Source organism: Streptomyces sp. NBC_01450 (assembly GCF_036227505.1).
Lineage (GTDB): Bacteria > Actinomycetota > Actinomycetes > Streptomycetales > Streptomycetaceae > Streptomyces.
On the sequence record NZ_CP109480.1, the window covers coordinates 614,486 to 633,305 of the forward strand.

The window sequence follows — 18,820 nt, forward strand, 5'->3', positions numbered from 1 at the left end:
TCGGGTGGCGGCGTCTCAACGCTCGAGGCCGACGGACTGTGCAATCGTTTCTTGCGGTTACGGCCGGATCGCCGGAATGGGATTCTGGGAGAACCAGTCCGTCAGAAAGTCGAGGAAGACGCTGATCTTGCGCGGGGTGTCCTGCCCGGGGCCGTAGATCGCGTACAGCGGCCGGTCGGGCACCGCCAGTTCGGGCAGCAGGACCTGCAGAGCACCGGAGAGCAGGTCGTCGTAGGCCGGCCGCTGCGGGAGCAGGGCGAGACCGCGCCCGTGCACGGCCGCTTTCTGCAGGGCGATGTAGGAGTTGGACGAGAAGGCGATGTTGCGGATCTTGTGCAGGGTGGACGCGTGTCCGTGACCGATGCGCCAGACCGGGTCGTTGACGTGCACGAGGCAGTCATGGTGCGCGAGACCGTTCGGCTCGGTCAGTGGCCCGTTCCGGTTCAGGTATTCCTTGGCGGCGCACAGCACGAACGGGAGCGAGGCGATCTTCTTGAGGCGGACGCTGGAGTCCCGGAGATCCCGGGTGTGGAATGCCACGTCGAATCCGCCGTCCAGGAAATCGTAGGTCCGGTCGGACATGCCGCCGAGTTCGAATCGCACCTGGATTTTCGGGTGTGCGGCGGAAAAGGCGGCGATGGCGTCCCCGAGGTCGAGGCTGCCTATCCATTTGGGACAGATGATGCTGAGCGTCCCTTCGGCGCGGTCGTGGAGCTGGGCGATGCCGGCGTCCTCGGCCTCGATCTCCTCCAGGATGCGCGCGGCGAACTCCGCGTAGCGCTGCCCCGGTTCGGTGAGGCTCACCGAACGGGCCGTGCGGTTGACCAGGCGGACCCCCACCTGCCGTTCCAGTTCGGCGACGTGCCGTGACACCAGTGAGCCCGAGGAGCCCAGCTTCTTGGCGGCTCCACTGAAGCTGCCGGACTGCGCGACGGTGACGAAGCTGTGCATGAGGAGCAAGCGGTCCATGTTTCCTCCGGAGGCCCACGTCTGCCAGGGGTGGACCCCGGCGGCGGTGCCGGTCGTTCGGATGTGCGGGCGTGCCGCGCCGGAATGTCCTCATGGCGGCTGTGTCGGACATTCCGGCGACGCGGTGGACGGGCGGCTCAGGACGCCTTGCGGCAGGCACCGCTCGCGGTGCGGGCTCGGTTACTTGGGGCAGTACTGCGGTGCCTTGCTCAGGTTGTCCTTGGTGACCAAGAGAAGAGGAATGTTGGCAATCTTGTCAACCTTCTTCTTGTCCAGAAGCCCGATCGCGTTCTTGACCGCGGTCTGGCCGATCGTCATCGCCGAGTTGGACACGGTGGCGGAGAAACGGCCGTCCTTGACGGCGGCCAGACCGTCGTCGGTGCCGTTGACGGTCACGATCTTGACGTCCTTGGCGCCGGCCGCGTCGAACGCCTTGCGTGCCGCGAGGCCCATCTCCTCGTTGGCGACGAAGGCGTAGTCCAGGTCGGGGTGGGCCTGGATCATGTTCTCGGCGACGTCCTGAGCCTTGGCGGCGTTGAACATGCCTGGCTGGTTCGCGACCACCTCGGCGTTGCCGGGCAGCGCCTTGGTGAAACCGCCCACGAGCAGATCGGAGGCGGCACCGGGCGCACCCGCGATGACACCGACCTGTACGTCCTTGCCGCCCGCGTCCTTCGCGACCCAGCCGGCGTCCAGGGCCCCGACCTTGCCGAGGTCGACGACCACCGCACCGAGGATGTCGTTCACGTCGCTGGTGGCCACGGACGTCAGGTAGATCGGAATGTTGGAGGCCTTGGCCTTGGCTATGTCGCCCTTCAGCGCGTCGACGTTGACGGTCTGCACGATGAGGGCGCTCACATTGCGGGAGATCATGTCCTCGATATTGGACAGTTCGGTGCCTGAATTCTGGTGGGAGTTGGCCGTGTAGACCTTCGCGCCCTCCGACTTCGCCGTCTGTTCCAGGGCTTTCTGCAAACAGGTGTGGAATTCGGTGTCGGCGCCATTGACGAACCCGAGGGACACGGAGCCGGACCCGCTGCCGGTGTCCTTGCCGCAGCCGCTCAGTACCAGGGTGGTGCCGGCGACGGCGGCGAGCATCGCTCGGCGGGAGCGGGCGGAGAGTCTCATGGTCGTAGGCCTTTCATGACGGGCGGTGGAGAGAAGGAGAGGGGGTCAGTGCCGCGCGGAGCGGGCCTTGTGGAGCTCGTTGGCGATGGCCGCGACGAGCAGCACGCCGCCCACCGAGACCTGCTGGAAGTAGCTCGAGACCTGCACGAGGTTGAGGGCGTTGGCGACCACGCCGAGCAGCAGGACCCCGAGCGCGGTCCCCACGACGGTTCCGTGGCCTCCGGCGAGTGAGGTGCCGCCGATCACCACGGCGGCGACGGCGGTGAGTTGGAGTGTGAGGCCGCCGGTGCCGGGGCTGCTGGCGCCCAGCCGGGACAGCAGCATCACGCCCGCGAGACCGGAGAGGGCGCCGGTGACGGCGTACAGCGTGAGTTTGCGCGCGGTGACGTTGATGCCGCTGAGCCGGGCGACGTGCTCGTTGCCGCCGATGGCGAAGGCGTCCCGGCCGAACACGGTGAACCGCATGACCAGGGCGGTCGCCACCAGCACGAGGACCGCCACGATCAGCAGGTACGGCACCCCGAGGACCTTGTCGTTGCCCAGGGAGAACATCCTGGTGCCGATGGAGACGCTGAGGCCGTCCAGGACCAGGAGCGCGACCCCGTCCAGGAGGGTGGCCGTCGCCAGGGTCACGACGAACGGGGCCACGTCGGTGAACGTCACCACCAGCCCGTTGACCAGTCCGACGGCCGTGGCCAGCAGCACCGAGGCGATGACGGTGAAGGCGGTGGAGTGGCCGTGGGAGAGCAACTGCGCCCCGACGGCGGTGGTGACGGAGACGTTGCTGCCCATGGAGAAGTCCATGCCGCCCGCGGTCATCAGCAGGGTGAGCCCTGCCGCGATCACCGCGGTGACGCTCACCTGACGCAGCACGTTGATCAGGTTCGTGGTGGTGGCGAACGAGTCGGTCCGCAGCGCGGTGGCGACCACCACGACGATCAGGACCGCGATCAGGCCGGTGTGCGGCGCACGGCGCAGGGCGCCGAGGGTGAACCGGGGCCGGGGCTCCTCGGGCGGGTCGCTGACGCCCGGGGCGTCGGTAAGTGTCTTGACGCTCACTGCGGTTGACCTCCGAGAGCGGTGGCGACGAGTTCGTCGTGGGTGATGGCGGTGATGTCGTGCTCGGCGACCGTGCGGCCGGCGCTGACGACCACGACGCGGTCGGCCAGCCGCATGACCTCCTCGGCGGAGGAGGAGGCGAGCAGTACGGCGGTGCCCCGCGAGGCGAGGTCGTCGACGAGGGTGTGGATGTCGGCCATGGCCGCGATGTCCACGCCGTTGGTGGGGTCCTCCAGGAAGCAGGCGACCGGCTCGGTCTGGAGCCATTTGGCCAGCAGCACCTTCTGCTGATTGCCTCCGGACAGCGCGCTCACCGGCGGGTTCCCGGTGAGGGAGACCACTCCGTAGCTCCTTCGCAGCGGGGCCGCGCGGCGGGTGAGCGCGCCGCGCCGGTGCACGCGGCGGCGTGCGAAGCGGTCGTCGGCCAGCATCAGGTTCTCGTCCAGGGAGAGTTCGGGGACCAGGCCCAGCGCCCTGCGGTCTCCGGTGACGCAGCGCAGGCCGCTGGCGAGCGAGGCGTGGACACGGCCGGGGGGCACGGGGGTGCCGTCGACGAGCACGGTGCCGAGGTCGGGGCGGCGGCGGCCGGACAGCAGGTCGAAGAGGCGCGACTGCGCGTCCCCGGCCGGTCCCAGCACCGCGACGATCTCGCCCTTGCGCACCTCGACGGTGAAGTCCCGGACGGCCCGGCCGTCGCTCAGGCCGTGCACCGCGAGGCCGATGTCGTCCTTGGGGGCGGGGCGTTCGACGCGCCGGGAGACCACGTCCCTGCCGACCATACTGCGCACGAGCCCCGCCGGGTCGAGGTCACCGGCCGGCGCGCTGCGCACGACGTCTCCGTCCCGCAGCACGGTGAGGCGGTCCGCGACGGCCATGACCTCGTCGATGTAGTGCGAGATGTAGACGACGGCGACGCCCTCGTCGCGCAGGGTGCGCACCAGGTCCCTGATCTGCCGCGCGGCCTCCGCGCTCAGGCAGGCGGTCGGCTCGTCGAGGATCAGGATCCGGCCGCCGCGGCGGACCTCCCGCGCCACCTCGACCATGGTCTGCTCGGCGACGGTGAGCGAACTCGCGGTGCGCTGGACGTCGATGTCGATGCAGAGGCCGGACAGCGCCTTCCTCGCCTCGGAGCCGACCGCTTTCCAGTGGACCGTGCCGCGCCGGGTGGGCAGGTCGCCCAGCATGACGTTCTCGGCCACGGTCAGGCCCATCGCCAGTTCGCGGCGCTGGGGTACCGACGCGATGCCGAGCCGTCGGGCCTTGCGCACGGTCAGCCCGGGGTATGTGCCACCGTTGACCTCGATCGTGCCGCCGTCGGGCTGCTGGACCCCCGAGAGGATCTGCACCAGCGTCGACTTGCCGGCTCCGTTCATGCCCATCAGCGCGTGCACTTCGCCGGGGTACAGGTCGAGATCCACACCCTTGAGCGCGGCCGCTCCGCCGAAACTCTTGGTGACGCCTCGTACCCGTACCACGGCCGGAAGGGCCGTCACGGCCGCGGTCCGTCCCCGTCGGGGACGACACGCGCGTAGCCGCGGATGTCGGGGAACGGGGGCTCGCGATCGGCCTGGAGGTCCACCTGGAAGGTGTTCAGGCACATGCCGAGCATGGTGAAGTTGCCGAGCGCGCCGATGGTGTCGACCAGCCCTTTGGGGCCGAAGTGTTCGAGCGCGCGGGCGAAGGTCTCGTCGGAGACGAAGTGGTTCTCGAGGACCTCGCGGCAGAACTGGTAGAAGGCCTGGTCCGCGTCGTCGTCGAAGACCGCCTCGCGCTTCTCGGCGACGGCCTTCACGGCGGCCTCCGGGATGCCTGCCTCGATCGCCTGGCGCACATGCGCGTTCCAGGAGTACTGCGCGTCCCAGTTCCGGGCGGCCATCAGCAGCGTGAGCTCACGCAGATGCCTGGGAAGGGCGCAGTCGAAGCGGGCGAAGGCACCGAGGGACTCGGCGCGTTCACACATCTCCGGACTGTGCAGCCAGACCCGGAAGGGGCCACGGACGGCGCCGCGCCGGCCGGCGATGCGGGCGGCCAGTTCCTGCTGGCGGGGATTCATTTCCTCATCGGTGAGAACGGGGAGCCTCATGGGGCCGATACCTGCCTTCTCTTTCCGGCGTGTTTCCGGCACGTACGGGGAAGCCGTGCGGTGCCAGCCGAAGGTACAGCCGAGTTCGGGAAGCTCACCCCTCCCGGAATGCAAGGTAAAACTGCACGCCGGAGGGCACCCATTCATGGGGACGCGACCTAACGTCGATCGACGCAACAGCGTTGATGGGAGAGGAACTCCGGATGACCACGATCATCAAAGTCGCGTCCGTGCCGCTGCTCGACCGTGGCGGTGCCGTCGTGACGACGCCGCTGATCACCACACCGTCGGCAGCCGGAGAGAACCGCATCACCAGCGGTATGAGCGTCTATCCGGTCGGCTCAGGGGCACCGTTGCACTCGCACAACTGCGACGAGCACGTGACGATCCTCGAGGGCGAGGCGGAGGTGGTGGTCGACGGCGAGGTGACGAAGCTGGAGCGGTTCGACACCACGTACGTGCCGTCGCCCGTCCCCCACCTGTTCCGCAACATCGGCGACCGCCCGCTGCGCATCCTGTGGGTGTACACGTCGGGCACGGTCACGCGTACGTTCACCGAGACCGGGGTGACGGTGGAACACCTGTCGGCACAGGACCAGATGGGCTGAGAACGGAACATGCCTGAGGCCGGGCCCCGCCAGGTCCCGGCCTCAGGCATGTCGTCGTGGTCAGCCGGTGGTGGTCAGCTGCTGGGCGGCGTCGGGCTGCGGGGTCTGCCGGGGGCCGCGCAGGCCGGTGAGGGCGACGAAGACCGTGGCGAGCACGGCGGCGACGGCGAACGCGGTGAAGCCCCAGCTCTCGGACTTGGCCGCGACGAGCCGGCCGCCGAGCCACGGTCCGAACACTGCGCCGAAGCGGCCGATGCCGGACACCCAGCCCACGGCGGTGGCACGGTTGTCGTCGCTGGAGCGGCCGGCCACCGTCGCGTAGATCATGGCCTGGGCGCTGAAGAGGAACAGGCCGGTCAGGAAGACCACGACGTAGGTGAGCGGCAGCGCCATGTGGATGCCGAGCAGGTAGACGCCGAGGGCGGTGGCCGCGAACCAGACGGTGGCGACGCGCGCACCGCCGAAGTGGTCGGAGAAGCGGCCGGCGATCAGCATGCCGGCGATGCCGCCGAGGTTGATGACGATGACGAAGGACAGCGAGGAGCCGAGCTCGTAGCCCGCGCCGCGCATCATGGTGGGCAGCCAGTTACTGACACCGTAGACAAGCAGCAGGCCGCAGAACGAGGCCAGCCAGAACAGCAGCGTGGTGCGCCACAGACCGCCGCGGAACAGGGCGAAGACGGCGCTCCAGCGGTCCCCGGCCACGGGGCGCCGCGCCGCGGGGGCGGGCAGTTCGACGTCGTAGCGCTCGGCGAGCTCGCGGGCTTCGTGCGTACGTCCCTTGGCGATCAGGAAGTTCAGCGACTCAGGCAGGTACTTCGCGATCAGCGGGACGCCGATGAGCAGCGGGACCACGCAGATCCAGTAGGCGACGCGCCACTGGCCCGCGCCGGTGGTCCACAGGCCGACGAAGCCCGCGAGGATGCCGCCGGCCTGGTGGGCGGTCATCAGCGTGCCGACGATCAGGGCGCGGCGGCCGCGCGGGGCGTACTCGGCGACCATCGTGATGGTGGTGGGGAGCAGACCGCCGAGGCCGAGACCCGCGATGAAGCGGCCGAGTCCGAAGACACCGAGGCTGGGGGCGACGGCGCAGAGGGCGGACGCGAGGGAGAAGACCGCCGTGCAGGTGATGATCACCTTCTTGCGGCCGATCCAGTCGGTGACCGTACCCGCGGACAGCGCGCCGATCAGCATGCCGAAGGTGGCGTAGCTGCCGAGGTCGCCGGCCTGGGACGGCTGGAGCCCCAGCGCGTGCTCGGCGAGCATGTTGGGCAGCACGGAACCGTAGACGAACATGTCGAGACCGTCGAAGAGCACGACCAGCCAGCACAGGCCGACGACCAGCGTGGCCAGTCCGGTCCCGCGGGCGCGCAGGTCTGGGGAGGGAGACATCATTGTTTCCTCTCGTCCGGGAGCGGTGTCCCTGGAGGGGATGAGTGCGGCGGGCCGGTGCGGTTCGAGCGGCTGACCCGATGGTGCGCACGACGCTAAGGTTCCCGTTCCCCGAGTGTCAACACTTTTGTCAACAATCTCAGGAACAATCCAGGCGGCCGCATCGGGAGAAAAACAGCAGGTGAAACGGGCATGGGCGGCACACAGTCGTGTGCCGCCCCGTCCGTTTCGCCGGCCTGCTCTCAGGTGTCCGTGCCCCGGTCGGTCTGCTCGATCGGCGGTGTGCCGTGGGTGTGGAAGGACTCGATGGTCTTCAGCCCCCACGCCTGTCCCTTGGCCCGCTCGGCCTGGGTCCAGGTGATCAGGGACCAGTCGGGGGCCAGCACGAGCCGGGTGAGCGGGTTGCACAGTTCGACGCGGTTGCCGCCCGGCTCGTAGACATAGAGGAAGAACGTCTGCTGGATGGCGTGCTTGTGCGGGCCCGTCTCGATGAACACGCCGGTGTCGAGGGCGAGGTCGGCGGCGCGCAGGATGTCCTCGCGGGTGTCGGTCGCGAACGCGATGTGGTGCAGCCGCCCGCGCGAGCCCGTCCAGTCCTCGGTGTAGACGACGTCGTACGACTTGTTCGTGAACGTCAGCCACTTCGCGGCGATCCTGCCGCGGTCGAGCTGGATCTGCTCGGTCGGCCGGGCACCGAGGAGGTGCTGGTGGAAGTCGGCGTTGGCGGCGACGTCGGCGGCCAGGTAGTTCACGTGGTCCAGGCGGCGTACGCCCACACCGTGACCGGGCTTGGCCTGGGGCTGGTTCTTCAGCCCCGGCTTCAGCTCGTCCGGGGCCTGATACCACTCGGACTCCCAGTACAGGGCCAGTTCGTGGCCGTCGGGGTCGGCGGTGACGTACAGCGGGCCGAGGCCCGGCTCGTCCTCGGTCCATTGGCCCTGGTGACCGGCGGCCTCCAGTTCCTTGACCCTCCGCCGCAGGGCCTCCTCACTGGAGGCGCGCAGGGCCGTGCGGCGCAGACCGGAGGTCTCGTGCGCGGTCAGCACGAGGCTGTGGTGCTCGTAGTCGTCCCAGGTCCGCAGATAGACCGAGTCACCGCTGCGGCCGTTGACCGTCAGGCCGAGGTAGTCGGTGAAGAACCGCAGACTTCCGTCGAGGTCCGGGGTGAGCAGTTCGACGTGCCCGAGGTGGGCGATGTCGCCAAGGGGCGGGGCCATACAGGCCTCCTTAAGAGTGATGTGCGGCTCCGGCCGGCCGGGGGAAGACCGTACCGTCGAAGATCTTGCGTGCGGTGCGGACGACGGCGGTACGCCGGGCCACGGGGGCGGCCCCCGAGAAGCCGTCGTCGATCTCGCTCTCGATGTCGAGGAATCCGGTGGGATGCTCGATGCGCAGCCGTCCGCCGTTCTCGGGCAGACGGGCGACTTCCTGGCCGACGCCGCCGTGGATGCGCAGCCCGGCGGCGACACTGGCGGCTCCCAGGACGCCGATGGAGGTGTGGCAGCGGACCGGGATGAAGGTGCGGGTCATGACCGCGCCGCCGTTCGTGGGCGGCGCCAGCAGGCTGAGTTTGGGCACGGTCGTCCCGCTGACGTCGCCCAGGCCCATCAGCAGGCCTGCCTCCAGACGGATCCGCTGGAGCCGGTCGTGCAGGGTCAGGTCCTCCTCCAGGTCACGCGGCCTTTCGTAGCCGGTGACCCCCACGGACGAGGCGGCGATCAGCACGGTCGGCATGCCGTTGTCCACGCAGGTCACCGGCGTGTCCGCGACGATGTCCCGGGCGCGCCCGGTGGGCAGCAGCGGGCCGCTGCCCTGCTCGAACTCGATCACCACGGGTGCGGCGGTGCCCGGCACACCCGAGATCTCGGCCGACCCCGTGTAGGAGACGCGCCGGTCCGGTGTGGGGAAGGTGGCGGTGGCGTGGTCACCGCTGTTGACCATCCGGATCCGTACCGAGGTGTGCCCGTCCCGGGCGGCGACCAGCCCGCGTTCGACGGCGAACGGGCCGACTCCCGCCAGGAGGTTGCCGCAGTTCTGCCGGTCGGAGACCTCGGCCCGGTCCACCCCCACCTGGAGGAAGAGGTAGTCGACGTCCGCGCCGGGGCTCTGGGAGCGGGAGACCACCGCGACCTTGCTGGTGAGCGGGTGCGCTCCGCCGAGGCCGTCGATCTGCCGGGGGTCGGGGCTGCCCATGACCCGCAGCAGCAGGTCGTCGCGCTCCCCGGCGTCGGCCGGCAGGTCCTCGGCCAGGAAGTAGGCGCCCTTCGAGGTCCCGCCGCGCATCAGCATGCAGCGCGGCTCCTCGCCGGTGCTCATGACAGCGATCCGTTGCGCGCGTACTCCTCGTAGTCCTGGTAGCTCACCCCCAGCCGAGCGAGGGTCTCGCGCAGGCCGTAGCGGTCCAGGCCCAGCTGCCCTTCGGCGAAGGCGGCCCGGGAAGCGTTCTCCTTGGCGGTGCGCGCCTCGGCCGCCTTGACGGCCGTACCGGTCTGCTCACGGGGTACGCACACCACGCCGTCGTCGTCGGCGACGATGACGTCACCGGGACGGACGACCTGGCCGCGGAGCACGACGGGTACGTTCACCGAGCCGCCCGTGGCCTTGACCGTGCCCTGGGCGCAGACGGCCGTCGACCAGACGGGGAAACCCATGGCGCGCAGATCCGCGGTGTCGCGCACCCCGGCGTCGATGATCAGACCGCGCACCCCGCGGTACTGGAGCGCGGTGGCGAAGAGGTCGCCGAACATGCCGTCGGTGGAGGGCGAGGTGGTGGTGACGACGAGGACGTCGCCCTCGCGGCACTGCTCGACGGCCGCGTGGATCATGAGGTTGTCGCCCGGCCAGCACAGGGCGGTGACCGCGGTGCCCGCGATGCGCACATCCTGCTGGACGGGCCGGAACCCGGGGCCGAGGCTGCCGGTGCGGCCCATGCCCTCGTGGATCGTGGCCACGCCGTATCCGCCCAGCGCCTCGACGTCCTCGGCGCGGGCGCGTGGCGGGTTGGTGACGATCAGGCCGCTCATGCCAGCTCCTCCGTGACCTGCGGGTAGGGACGCATGTAGGCCTCGCCGTAGGTGGCGTGGGGCAGGCCGAGGTTGGGGCCCGCGTTGCGCTTGAGCTGTACGCCGCGCCGCTTGCCGAGGTCGGTGTAGTACTCCCAGAGGTGCCGCTGGGCGGCCAGGCATTCCATGGCCTTGCGCTTGGTCTCCCAGACCGGGGTGATGTCGAGGAGTACCTCCGGCTTGAAGCCGCACATCTCCGGCTGGTGCGGCTCGAAGAAGAACACCGGCGGGGCTCCGATGACTTCGCCCTCGGCGGGGTAGCCGATGGCCTGGGCGAGGACGCGGGCGTCCAGGGCCATGCGGGCGGCGGCCGGGTGGTCACCGTTGTAGGGGTCGTCGAGGGGGTGGGTCAGGACCACGTCGGGCTGGGTGTCGCGGTAGATCCGTACGAGCTGGTCGGTCAGCTCCTGGGTGGCGAGCAGGGGGTAGTCGCCGGCGTCGAGGAATCGCACCTCGGCGCCCAGGGTCGAGGCCGCCGCCTCGGCCTCGGCGCGGCGTATCTCCTTGATCTCCTCCAGCGACTTGCCCTCGCGCCAGGCTTTGGCGGACTCACCGCGCTCCCCGTAGGTGAGGCACGCGATGGTCACCTTCTCTCCACGGGAGGCGGCCAGGGCGATGGCGCCCCCGGCCCGCCAGACGAAGTCCCCGGCGTGCGCGGTGATGACGAGTGTCGATCGTGGGGTGGTGGGCGCCTTGCCGTGCGTCATTGCTCGAATCTCCTTGGTGGACAGGCCGGTTGACCCACCCCGGCGACGTCATTGGCGCAGTGCGTCGATGACTCCCGCGAGGTGGGTACGGACGGCCGCTTCGGCCGCCTGCGGGTCCCGGGCCCTGATCGTCTCGATCATGGCCAGGTGCTCACTCAGGGACTGCTGGGGACGCCCCGGTCTCAGAGCGAGCTGGAAACGGTGGCGCACCAGCTGCCCGTTGAGCCGCTCCAGGAGCTCCACGGCGACCTGCTGGCCGGAGAACTCCCTGATCCGGTCGTGCAGTTCGTGGTTGAGCTGGGAGTAGACCACCGGCTCGCCATTGGCGACCGCCTTCGACATCGCCGTGCCCAGGTCGGTCAGCTGGTCCAGCTGGTCCTCGCTCGCCCCGACGGCCGCCTTGGCGGCGCAGAGGCCCTCCAGCACCATGCGGCATTCGGTGATGGCCACCGCTTCCTCGACCGTCACCACCCGCACCCGCGAGCCGCGGTTGCGGATCCGCTCGACCAGTCCCTCCGACTCCAGCTCGATCAGCGCCGCCCGGACGCTGGCCCGCGTGACGCCGAACCGCTCGGCGAGTTCGTTCTCCACCAGCCGTTGGGCCGGCGCCATCTCTCCGTGCAGGATCGCCTGCCGCAGTTGCACCAGTGCGTGCTGCTTGGCCTGCTCGCCGGTGCCTGGGCCGGCTTCCTTCGGCATCGCGCCCTCCCTGAGTGAGTGCCTGTCGAACCTAAATCCAGCCCACCAATATTGTCAACAATTTTGTTTCCCATGTTGCCGACATGCTTCGCCCGCGCTCCGGTCGACAGGCGATCCGCGAGAAACGCATCTACGGTCGAGCAGGGGACGTTGAACCGAGACGCGGATCCCCTTCCTCCGTCCGCCGATCCCCCTCAGGACACCAACAGGAGACGAACCGCCATGGCCACAGCATCTGAAACTCCGGTACTGGACACCCTCGCCGCGATGACGGTCGACTCGATCGAACGGTGCGGGCTGACCCAGGACACGTTCATGCTCACCCGCATCGCGGCCCTCGCCGCCTCGGACGCTCCGCCGATCTCCTACGTCGCCCACATCGACCCCGCCCTCCAGGCCGGCCTCACCGCCGACCAACTGCAGGACGTCCTGGTCGCCATCGCCCCCATCGTGGGCACCGCCCGTGTCATGACGGCAGCCGGGAACATCGCCAAAGCACTCGGCATCACGATCGCGGTCGCCGACGCCGAGGCGGAGAAGCGGGGCCGCGCCTGACGACGTCGTCCCGGTCCTCACTCCAGGTAGAGGCTTCCCGCGTTGAAGCGGGCGTGGCTGAGGTCGTCGATGGTGGTGTCGACGTCGAGGCCGTGGCTGCGCGGGCCGACGCCGATCACCGCGCCGACGGCGGCTGCTCTGGCGGCCCGGATTCCGCTGGGCGCGTCCTCGAAGACGGTGCACTCGCAGGGGGCCAGGCCGAGCCGGGCGGCACCGGTGAGATACCCCTCGGGTGCGGGCTTGCCGTGGGTGACGATGTCGGCGGTGACGAGGACCGGCGGGATCGGGAGGCCGGCGGCGGCCAGGCGGGCCGTGGCGAGGGCGGTGACGCCCGAGGTGACCACGGCCCAGGTTCCGGGTGGCAACGAGGAGAGCATCTCCGCGGCTCCGGGCAGTGCGGTGACGTCGGCGGCCTCCTCGACCTCGTAGCGGTCGATGAGGGCGAGCGCGGCGGGGACCTGGTGACTGGGCAGGAGGGCGGCGACCGTGTCGGCGGAGCGGCGGCCGTGGACCATGGCGGTGACTTCCGCGGGGTCGAGGCCGTACCTCTCCGCCCAGCGGCTCCAGGCTGACACCACACTGGCGTCGGAGTCGACCAGCACGCCGTCGGAGTCGAACAGCAGCCCGCGGGTGACGACGACGGTCATGAGACGGGCCGGTTGCGGTAGCGGCCGACGAGCTCGCGGGCGGCGACCTGCATCCGCACCGGTGGCAGGCCCCGGGCGATGAGGGCGAGATCATCGAGGACCATGCGGCCGATCTCGGTGAACGCCTGAGGGATGCCACCGGCCCGGTGCGCGGAGAGGACCAGGCCTTCAAGGCTCCGGGCGGGGTGGTCGGCGGGGACGGGTTCCTCGGGCCAGACGTCGACACCGGCGAGGAAGCGGCCGCCGCGTACGCGGTCGAGCAGGGCGTCGTAGTCCACGACCGCCGCCCGGCTGACCAGGATGAGGCGTGCGCCGGGCGGGACGGTGTCCAGTTCGGCCGGGCCGAGCAGGCGTTCGCTCTCGCCGGTGACGGTGGCGAGGACGAACAGGAACTGACTGGCGGCCAGGGTCTCGGCGAGGGAGGCCGGCAGGACGTCGTGCTCGCGCAGCACGGAGTCGGGCAGCCAGGGGTCGTAGACCCTGAGGGTGGGGGCGAACGGGACGAGCAGCCGGTGCAGTGCCCGTCCCAGGTTGCCGAAGCCGATCAGTCCCACGCTGGCGTGGCGCAGCAGGATGGAGTCTTCCGTGCCGGCGGAGACGTAGGTCTCGCGGCCGGCGCGGAAGGCGCGGTCTTCGCGACTGATGCCGCGGGCGAGGTCGAGCGCGAGTCCGAGGGCGTGTTCGGCGACCGCCTGGGCGTAGGCGGGACCGGCTCCCAGGACGTGTACGCCCTGTTCGTGGCACGTCTCGTAGTCGACGTTGGGGAAGAAGTTGCCCTCCACGTTGAGCAGCGCGCGCAGTTTGCCGGCTCGCCGGAGTCGTTCCCGGGGCAGGTCGGGCTGGCCGATGACGGCGAACGCGTCGGGAAGGCAGGCGTCGAGGGCGCTGTCCGGCTCTCCGTCGAGGTCGACGACGTGGAAGTCGGCGCGGAGCCGGCGCAGCGTCTCCGGGGTGAAGATGCGCTCGGTCTTCTGCGGTGCGGGGCACAGGATCACCATCGGCCTGGCGCGCTCACCGGTCGCCGCTGCGGAGTCTTGTTGCCCCTGAATGGGTGGCAAAGCGTTCACGGCTTTCTCCTCGGGGTGCACGACCCGGCCTTGGCATACGGAAAACGACAGTGCTGTGCGTGCGCGTCGAGGATGACCCGTTTGAAATGACCAGGCAACCGGGCCCTCGGAAAGCGGAGTGCACCCCGGCTAGCGGTTTTCTCATAGCGGGGTCGGTCGGCGGGATCGGCGGTCCCGGATCGGTCACCGAGCAGGAAGCGCGACGCCCACGCCCGCCGCGTCGGGGCCACTCTCGGTGACCGGGGAGTACCACGCGGTGCGTGTGGGGCGCCGCCACGCCGTATCGACCCGGACGTGGTCGGACCGGGTCGCCCACTTCCTGGTGACCCTGCTCCACCACGTGCTGACCGCGTGTGACCCCGACGGGAAGGTGCCGATCTCCGCATACGGCGACACCGGTCCCTGGCCCCACGCCATCGTCCCCGTCACGGACGACGGGATCGGCATCGCCCGCGCTCATGGCGGAGACGTCAGCGCATCATCTCCCGGGCTGGGTAAGGGCGCGAGGTTCACTCAGCGGATGCCGAAGGCGTCGGCGGCCTGCGGAGAGGATCGTCGAGGATCCACCGCGGGGAATGCCAACTCGACGTCGGATCCGCTTCCTTGGGTGGGTCGAGCCGGGCGCGCGTCGTGCGCCGTGCGGGCCGAGGACGACGGCCGGGACCGCTGTGACCAGCCTCGACCTGGGCGGGCGTCAGTCGCTCAACGCCAAAAGGAAGTAAAGGGAGTTGCCCACGGCGCCACCGCCCACTTCCCGCACCCCTGGGACCCACCTGCTCCGCTTGACTTCAATGTACCCATATGCGTAGGTTGGGTACGGGTTGAACAGAAAACAGACGTTTTGCCTGGTGAGAAGACGAACAATCTCAGCATCCCGACCGACTACATCCCGACCGATGACAAACCGGTCGTCGGTTAACAGACGGACGGGTACCCCGCCACGGGGTTCGCTGCACTCAGCAGCCCAGGTGGGTCCGATGCCGCGCGTTCAGCGCGTGATTCGGCGACGGCGAATCCCGTCACCTTCAAGGCCGATGTACCGGACCCTTTCGCGAACGTTTCAGCGCCTTACTACTGGTGCCGACGTCACCGCGGCCGTGCAGCGCTAGCACCTGTCTACGCTCCCGGGAAGGGAAAGCACCATGCGGATCATCACCTCAAGGACGTTCCGGCTGTTCGCCAGCCTGTTCGCCGCTCTGGCCCTGGCATTCGGCACAGCCGGCATCGCCAGCGCAACCAGCTCCCACTCGGACCACTCGTCCGATTACTCCTACAGCAACTGGGACAACGACCACGGCGGTGGCGGCGACCACGACGGTGGCGGCTACGGCGGTGGCGGTGACCACGGCGGCGGTGGCTACGGCGGCGGTGGCGACCACGGCGGCGGTGGCGGCGACCACGGTGGCGGCGGTGGCGGTCACGGCGGTGGCGGTCACGGCGGCGGTGGCGGTGGTCACGGCGGCGGTGGCGGTGGCCACGGCGGCGGCGGTGGCGGTCACGGCGGTGGCGGCGGCGGTCACGGCGGTGGCGGCGGCGGTGGCGGGCACTGACCCCAGTGGTCACGCCTGACACCTGAAGATTGACGACCCGTCATCTCGCCACAACCGGCTGGTCTTCTGCAGCGGTCCCGTGTCGCATCAGCGACACGGGACCGCTGGCGTGCGTCTGGAGGACCTGCGCCGGCGGTCGTCCACGGTCCCGGTACCGTCGCGACAGAGCCGATCGGGGGCGTGATGATGTCCGGTGCACGGCGCACCCGACGCGCACCGGGGCCCACTACACGGCTCGGCGATAAAGCTCCGTCAGCAGTTCGATGGCGGCCGGGGCGGCGGGGTGCGGGTCGTCCCGCCACCAGGCGAGTCGCACCGCGATGGGCTCGGCGTCGCGCACCGGCCGGTAGACGACGCCGGGACGCGGATACTGGTGTGCGGTGGACTCGGCCGTCATGCCCACACAGCGGCCCGTGGAGATCTCGGTGAGCCATTCGTCGACATCGTGCGTGTCCCTGGTTGCCGGTCGCGAGTCGGGTGGAAACAGCTCCGTCGTGGTGGTGCCGGTCCTGCGGTCGATCAGCAGGACACGTCCGCCGAAGTCGGCGAGTCGCACCGAGCGGCGCCCGACCAGCGGATCGTCGGCGGCCATGGCGCACAACCGCCGTTCCAGCCCCACGATCGCGGAGTCGAACCGCCGGTCGTCCAGCGGTCTGCGCACCACGGCCGCGTCGCAGGCCCCCTCGGCCAGGCCGGCGGTGGCGGAGTTGACCCGGACAAGCCGCAGCTCCGTCTCGGGGTGCGCTCGCGCCCAGTCGCGCTGAAACGCCAGGGTGTGACGGCCGAGGGCGGACCAGGCGTACCCGATCCGCAGCGAGACGCGCCCCGACGTGGCCTCCTGGACCAGGTCGGCCACCTCGCCGAGTACCCGCCGGGCATGCGCAAGCACACGCAGTCCCGTCGCCGTCGGAGTGACCTCGCGGGAGGTGCGCCGCAGCAGCCGCACCCCGAGGGCGCGTTCGAGCGAGGCCAGCGTGCGGGACACGGCGGCCTGGGAGACACCGAGCGCCATGGCGGCGTCGGTGAACGTGCCCTCGTCGACGATCGCGACCAGACAGCGCAACTGCCGCAGCTCCACATCCATGACTCAAGCGTATAGATCGATCGGTTGATGCATTTTACGCAAGGGCCCCGGCCGCCCAGCATCGAGACATGTACGCAGCCTCCGCCCGCCCGGCAGAAACCGCGCGTCGCGCTCCCTCGCCGCCCACGACCGCGAAGCCCGGCGGCACGCGCCCGGTCGGCGTGATCACCATGGTCGCCAGCGGCCTGTCCAACCAGACCGGTGCCGCGATCGGCTCCCTGGCCTTCCCCGTCCTCGGCCCCGTCGGCGTGGTCGCCGTACGCCAGTACGTCGCCGCGGTCGTCCTGTTGGCCGTGGGCCGCCCCCGGCTGCGGACGTTCACCCGGAGCCAGTGGAGGCCGGTCGTGCTGCTGGCGCTGGTGTTCGGGGCCATGAACCTGTCCCTTTATACGGCGATCGACCGCATCGGACTGGGGCTGGCGGTGACCCTTGAGTTCGTCGGCCCGCTCTGCATCGCGCTGGCCGCGTCCCGCCGCCGGGTGGACGCGTGCTGTGCGGTGATCGCCACGGCGGGGGTCGTCACGCTGATGCGTCCGCGCCCCTCCGCCGACCTCCTCGGCATGGGCCTGGGACTGCTGGCCGCCGTCTGCTGGGCGTCGTACATCCTGCTCAACCGCACCGTCGGCCGCCGCATCCCCGGCGCGGCGGGTTCCGCTGCCGCCGCCGGGCTCTCCGCCGTGCTGTTCCTGCCGGTCGGCGTCGCCGTCGCCGTCCGGCATCCTCCGACGCCGACGGCGGTCGGCTGTGCCGTGGCCGCCGGTGTGCTGTCCTCAGCGGTGCCCTACCTCGCGGACCTGTTCACCCTGCGTCGTGTCCCGGCCCCGGCTTTCGGCCTCTTCATGAGCGTCAATCCCGTCCTCGCCGGTCTGGTCGGGTGGGTCGCCCTCGGCCAGGGCCTGGACTGGACGGAGTGGGCGGCCATCGGCGCCGTCGTCGCGGCCAACGCGCTCAGCATCCTCGCTTCACGAGGTGGACAAAGAGGTGGACAAAGTTGACGGACACGTCACGGACCTGACGGACCTCTGAGCCACGGCCCTCTCCAGAAGAACGTTTCGGCGAAAACGCCAGACCACGCCACCCCTTCCGCTGCACAGAAATAGCTACCAGCATGAACACGCCGGGGCGGCGCCCGGGTGCGGGATCCATATCCGAGTGCGCCGCTCCACGCCTGGTCAGACGGCCTGCGAATGCTCTGGAGTTGTTCATGCCGGATGTGATGTGGATGCAAGGTGTCGAGTGGCTCGCGGCAGCCGCCTCGGACCCCCGGGCCTGCAAGCGGGAGTGGGATCAGGGGGCGGGGACCGTGCTCATGGAGGCCGGGCGGTTCTGGGACCTGCTCAGCGTTCCCGAGCAACTCGGTCTGCTTGCCCTGGACATCCTGTGGGACGACCCGCTGCGCGCCCCCGGACCCACCTTGGTAGACACCATGGCCCGGAGAGTGGGCTTCTTCCTGCCGCCGGACCCGGCCAGCCGCTGGGTCGGATCCGGACTCCGCCACTCGGGAAAGGGCTCGTGGGTCGCCGTACCACCGCCGTACCGCTCCGCGCGGTCCCTGGAGTGGCTCATTCCGCCCGACGGGACCGGGGCCCTGCATGCCGCCGTCCCCCTGGAACTCGCGTTGCAGCGGGCCAACGGGACGCTCGCCGTCCTGGCACCACCGCCCGGAGGGTGACCCTCGCTCCGCGGCAGCGCGCGGAGGGGTTCACCAGCAGCCCAGCAGGCCGCGAGGCACGGGGACGGCGGGTACGGGGACGGCGGGTACCGAGCCGGTGGATACGGGGACGGCGGGTACGGAGCCGGTGGATACGGTTTCGGGTTCGGCCGCTACGGGTCCGGCGGCCTCCTCGTCCCGCCTCTCCGCCCAGGAGTCGACCGGCGACACCGCGCCCTCGAAGGGGCTGGAGGCGGCGAAGGAGGCCCACAGCACCGCGACCCCCTCGCGGTGCTCCGGAACCACCCGGTCCTTGGCCCCCCACTCCGCGACCAGTTGGGCGTGGTCCGGCGGCCGGCCCAGATGCCCGTCCGTCAGCTCGGCGTAGCGCCGGGCCGTGTGAGTGCTGTCCATGTCGGAGCAACGGCGGTGCGTGCGCCGGTGGTACGCGCCCGTGATACCGCTCACCGAGTCGGGTGAACGCGCCGCCCGTTCGGAGCCGTACCCCTGTCCGACAAGCATCTTCACGCATCAACGCGGTCACACCGAGCGTCGTCAC

General features: G+C 70.2%; 20 protein-coding genes. 5 read left to right on the forward strand and 15 right to left on the reverse strand.

The window, feature by feature from the left end:
• Window positions 1-57 precede the first annotated feature (57 nt).
• The 5 genes from OG568_RS02830 to OG568_RS02850 form a co-directional block, all read right to left on the reverse strand.
• The gene (locus tag OG568_RS02830) at window positions 58-969 is read right to left on the reverse strand and encodes a LysR family transcriptional regulator (RefSeq protein ID WP_266589690.1); all 912 of its coding nucleotides are present in this window, start codon (window positions 967-969) and stop codon (window positions 58-60) included.
• Window positions 970-1,149: 180 nt separating this feature from the next.
• Window positions 1,150-2,097, reverse strand: a complete 948-nt coding sequence (locus tag OG568_RS02835) for a sugar ABC transporter substrate-binding protein (RefSeq protein WP_329530121.1) — start codon at window positions 2,095-2,097, stop codon at window positions 1,150-1,152.
• Window positions 2,098-2,142: 45 nt separating this feature from the next.
• A complete protein-coding gene (locus OG568_RS02840) occupies window positions 2,143-3,156 on the reverse strand; it encodes an ABC transporter permease (RefSeq protein ID WP_329530122.1) in 1,014 nt (337 codons plus the stop codon).
• Window positions 3,153-4,649 (reverse strand): sugar ABC transporter ATP-binding protein, encoded by a 1,497-nt coding sequence (locus OG568_RS02845; RefSeq protein ID WP_329530123.1) that lies wholly within the window; start codon window positions 4,647-4,649, stop codon window positions 3,153-3,155. Before OG568_RS02845 ends, OG568_RS02840 begins: the two co-directional genes overlap by 4 nt.
• A complete protein-coding gene (locus OG568_RS02850) occupies window positions 4,646-5,209 on the reverse strand; it encodes a carboxymuconolactone decarboxylase family protein (protein ID WP_329530124.1) in 564 nt (187 codons plus the stop codon). Before OG568_RS02850 ends, OG568_RS02845 begins: the two co-directional genes overlap by 4 nt.
• Window positions 5,210-5,442: 233 nt before the next feature.
• Between OG568_RS02850 and OG568_RS02855 the strand changes: the two genes are divergently transcribed.
• Window positions 5,443-5,847, forward strand: a complete 405-nt coding sequence (locus tag OG568_RS02855; protein ID WP_266424299.1) for a cupin domain-containing protein — start codon at window positions 5,443-5,445, stop codon at window positions 5,845-5,847.
• A gap of 60 nt (window positions 5,848-5,907) precedes the next feature.
• On the opposite strand, the gene OG568_RS02860 is transcribed toward OG568_RS02855, so the two are convergent.
• The 6 genes from OG568_RS02860 to OG568_RS02885 form a co-directional block, all read right to left on the reverse strand.
• Entirely contained in the window at window positions 5,908-7,239 is a 1,332-nt protein-coding gene (locus tag OG568_RS02860) for an MFS transporter (protein WP_329530125.1), read from the reverse strand.
• 242 nt (window positions 7,240-7,481) lie between these two features.
• Entirely contained in the window at window positions 7,482-8,456 is a 975-nt protein-coding gene (locus OG568_RS02865; RefSeq protein ID WP_329530126.1) for a catechol 2,3-dioxygenase, read from the reverse strand.
• A 10-nt stretch (window positions 8,457-8,466) separates the two neighbouring features.
• A complete protein-coding gene (locus tag OG568_RS02870) occupies window positions 8,467-9,555 on the reverse strand; it encodes a 4-oxalomesaconate tautomerase (protein WP_329530127.1) in 1,089 nt (362 codons plus the stop codon).
• Window positions 9,552-10,262: a 4-carboxy-4-hydroxy-2-oxoadipate aldolase/oxaloacetate decarboxylase gene (locus tag OG568_RS02875; RefSeq protein ID WP_329530128.1), complete on the reverse strand. Its 711-nt coding sequence runs from the start codon at window positions 10,260-10,262 to the stop codon at window positions 9,552-9,554. Before OG568_RS02875 ends, OG568_RS02870 begins: the two co-directional genes overlap by 4 nt.
• Entirely contained in the window at window positions 10,259-11,008 is a 750-nt protein-coding gene (locus tag OG568_RS02880) for a PIG-L deacetylase family protein (RefSeq protein WP_266589675.1), read from the reverse strand. Before OG568_RS02880 ends, OG568_RS02875 begins: the two co-directional genes overlap by 4 nt.
• 48 nt (window positions 11,009-11,056) lie before the next feature.
• Window positions 11,057-11,707 carry a GntR family transcriptional regulator gene (locus OG568_RS02885; protein ID WP_329360436.1) on the reverse strand — a complete coding sequence of 217 codons (651 nt, stop codon included), beginning with the start codon at window positions 11,705-11,707 and terminating at the stop codon, window positions 11,057-11,059.
• A gap of 222 nt (window positions 11,708-11,929) precedes the next feature.
• Between OG568_RS02885 and OG568_RS02890 the strand changes: the two genes are divergently transcribed.
• Complete coding sequence (locus OG568_RS02890) at window positions 11,930-12,262, forward strand: carboxymuconolactone decarboxylase family protein (RefSeq protein ID WP_266424319.1); 333 nt, start codon at window positions 11,930-11,932, stop codon at window positions 12,260-12,262.
• A 17-nt stretch (window positions 12,263-12,279) separates the two neighbouring features.
• On the opposite strand, the gene OG568_RS02895 is transcribed toward OG568_RS02890, so the two are convergent.
• On the reverse strand, window positions 12,280-12,909 hold the full coding sequence (locus tag OG568_RS02895; protein ID WP_266589671.1) for an HAD-IA family hydrolase: 630 nt from the start codon (window positions 12,907-12,909) through the stop codon (window positions 12,280-12,282).
• A complete protein-coding gene (locus OG568_RS02900; protein ID WP_329530129.1) occupies window positions 12,906-13,976 on the reverse strand; it encodes an NAD(P)-dependent oxidoreductase in 1,071 nt (356 codons plus the stop codon). Before OG568_RS02900 ends, OG568_RS02895 begins: the two co-directional genes overlap by 4 nt.
• A gap of 1,299 nt (window positions 13,977-15,275) precedes the next feature.
• Between OG568_RS02900 and OG568_RS02905 the strand changes: the two genes are divergently transcribed.
• Window positions 15,276-15,545: a hypothetical protein gene (locus tag OG568_RS02905; RefSeq protein ID WP_329530130.1), complete on the forward strand. Its 270-nt coding sequence runs from the start codon at window positions 15,276-15,278 to the stop codon at window positions 15,543-15,545.
• Between the two features lie 207 nt (window positions 15,546-15,752).
• On the opposite strand, the gene OG568_RS02910 is transcribed toward OG568_RS02905, so the two are convergent.
• Window positions 15,753-16,610, reverse strand: a complete 858-nt coding sequence (locus tag OG568_RS02910; RefSeq protein WP_329530131.1) for a LysR family transcriptional regulator — start codon at window positions 16,608-16,610, stop codon at window positions 15,753-15,755.
• A gap of 68 nt (window positions 16,611-16,678) precedes the next feature.
• Here OG568_RS02910 and OG568_RS02915 point away from each other — a divergent pair, with 68 nt between their 5' ends.
• Window positions 16,679-17,605 (forward strand): EamA family transporter, encoded by a 927-nt coding sequence (locus tag OG568_RS02915; protein ID WP_329530132.1) that lies wholly within the window; start codon window positions 16,679-16,681, stop codon window positions 17,603-17,605.
• Window positions 17,606-17,814: 209 nt separating this feature from the next.
• Window positions 17,815-18,282, forward strand: a complete 468-nt coding sequence (locus tag OG568_RS02920) for a hypothetical protein (RefSeq protein ID WP_266424338.1) — start codon at window positions 17,815-17,817, stop codon at window positions 18,280-18,282.
• Window positions 18,283-18,312: 30 nt separating this feature from the next.
• Here OG568_RS02920 and OG568_RS02925 read toward each other — a convergent pair whose 3' ends face one another.
• Window positions 18,313-18,789 carry a hypothetical protein gene (locus OG568_RS02925; protein ID WP_329530133.1) on the reverse strand — a complete coding sequence of 159 codons (477 nt, stop codon included), beginning with the start codon at window positions 18,787-18,789 and terminating at the stop codon, window positions 18,313-18,315.
• Window positions 18,790-18,820 lie beyond the last annotated feature (31 nt).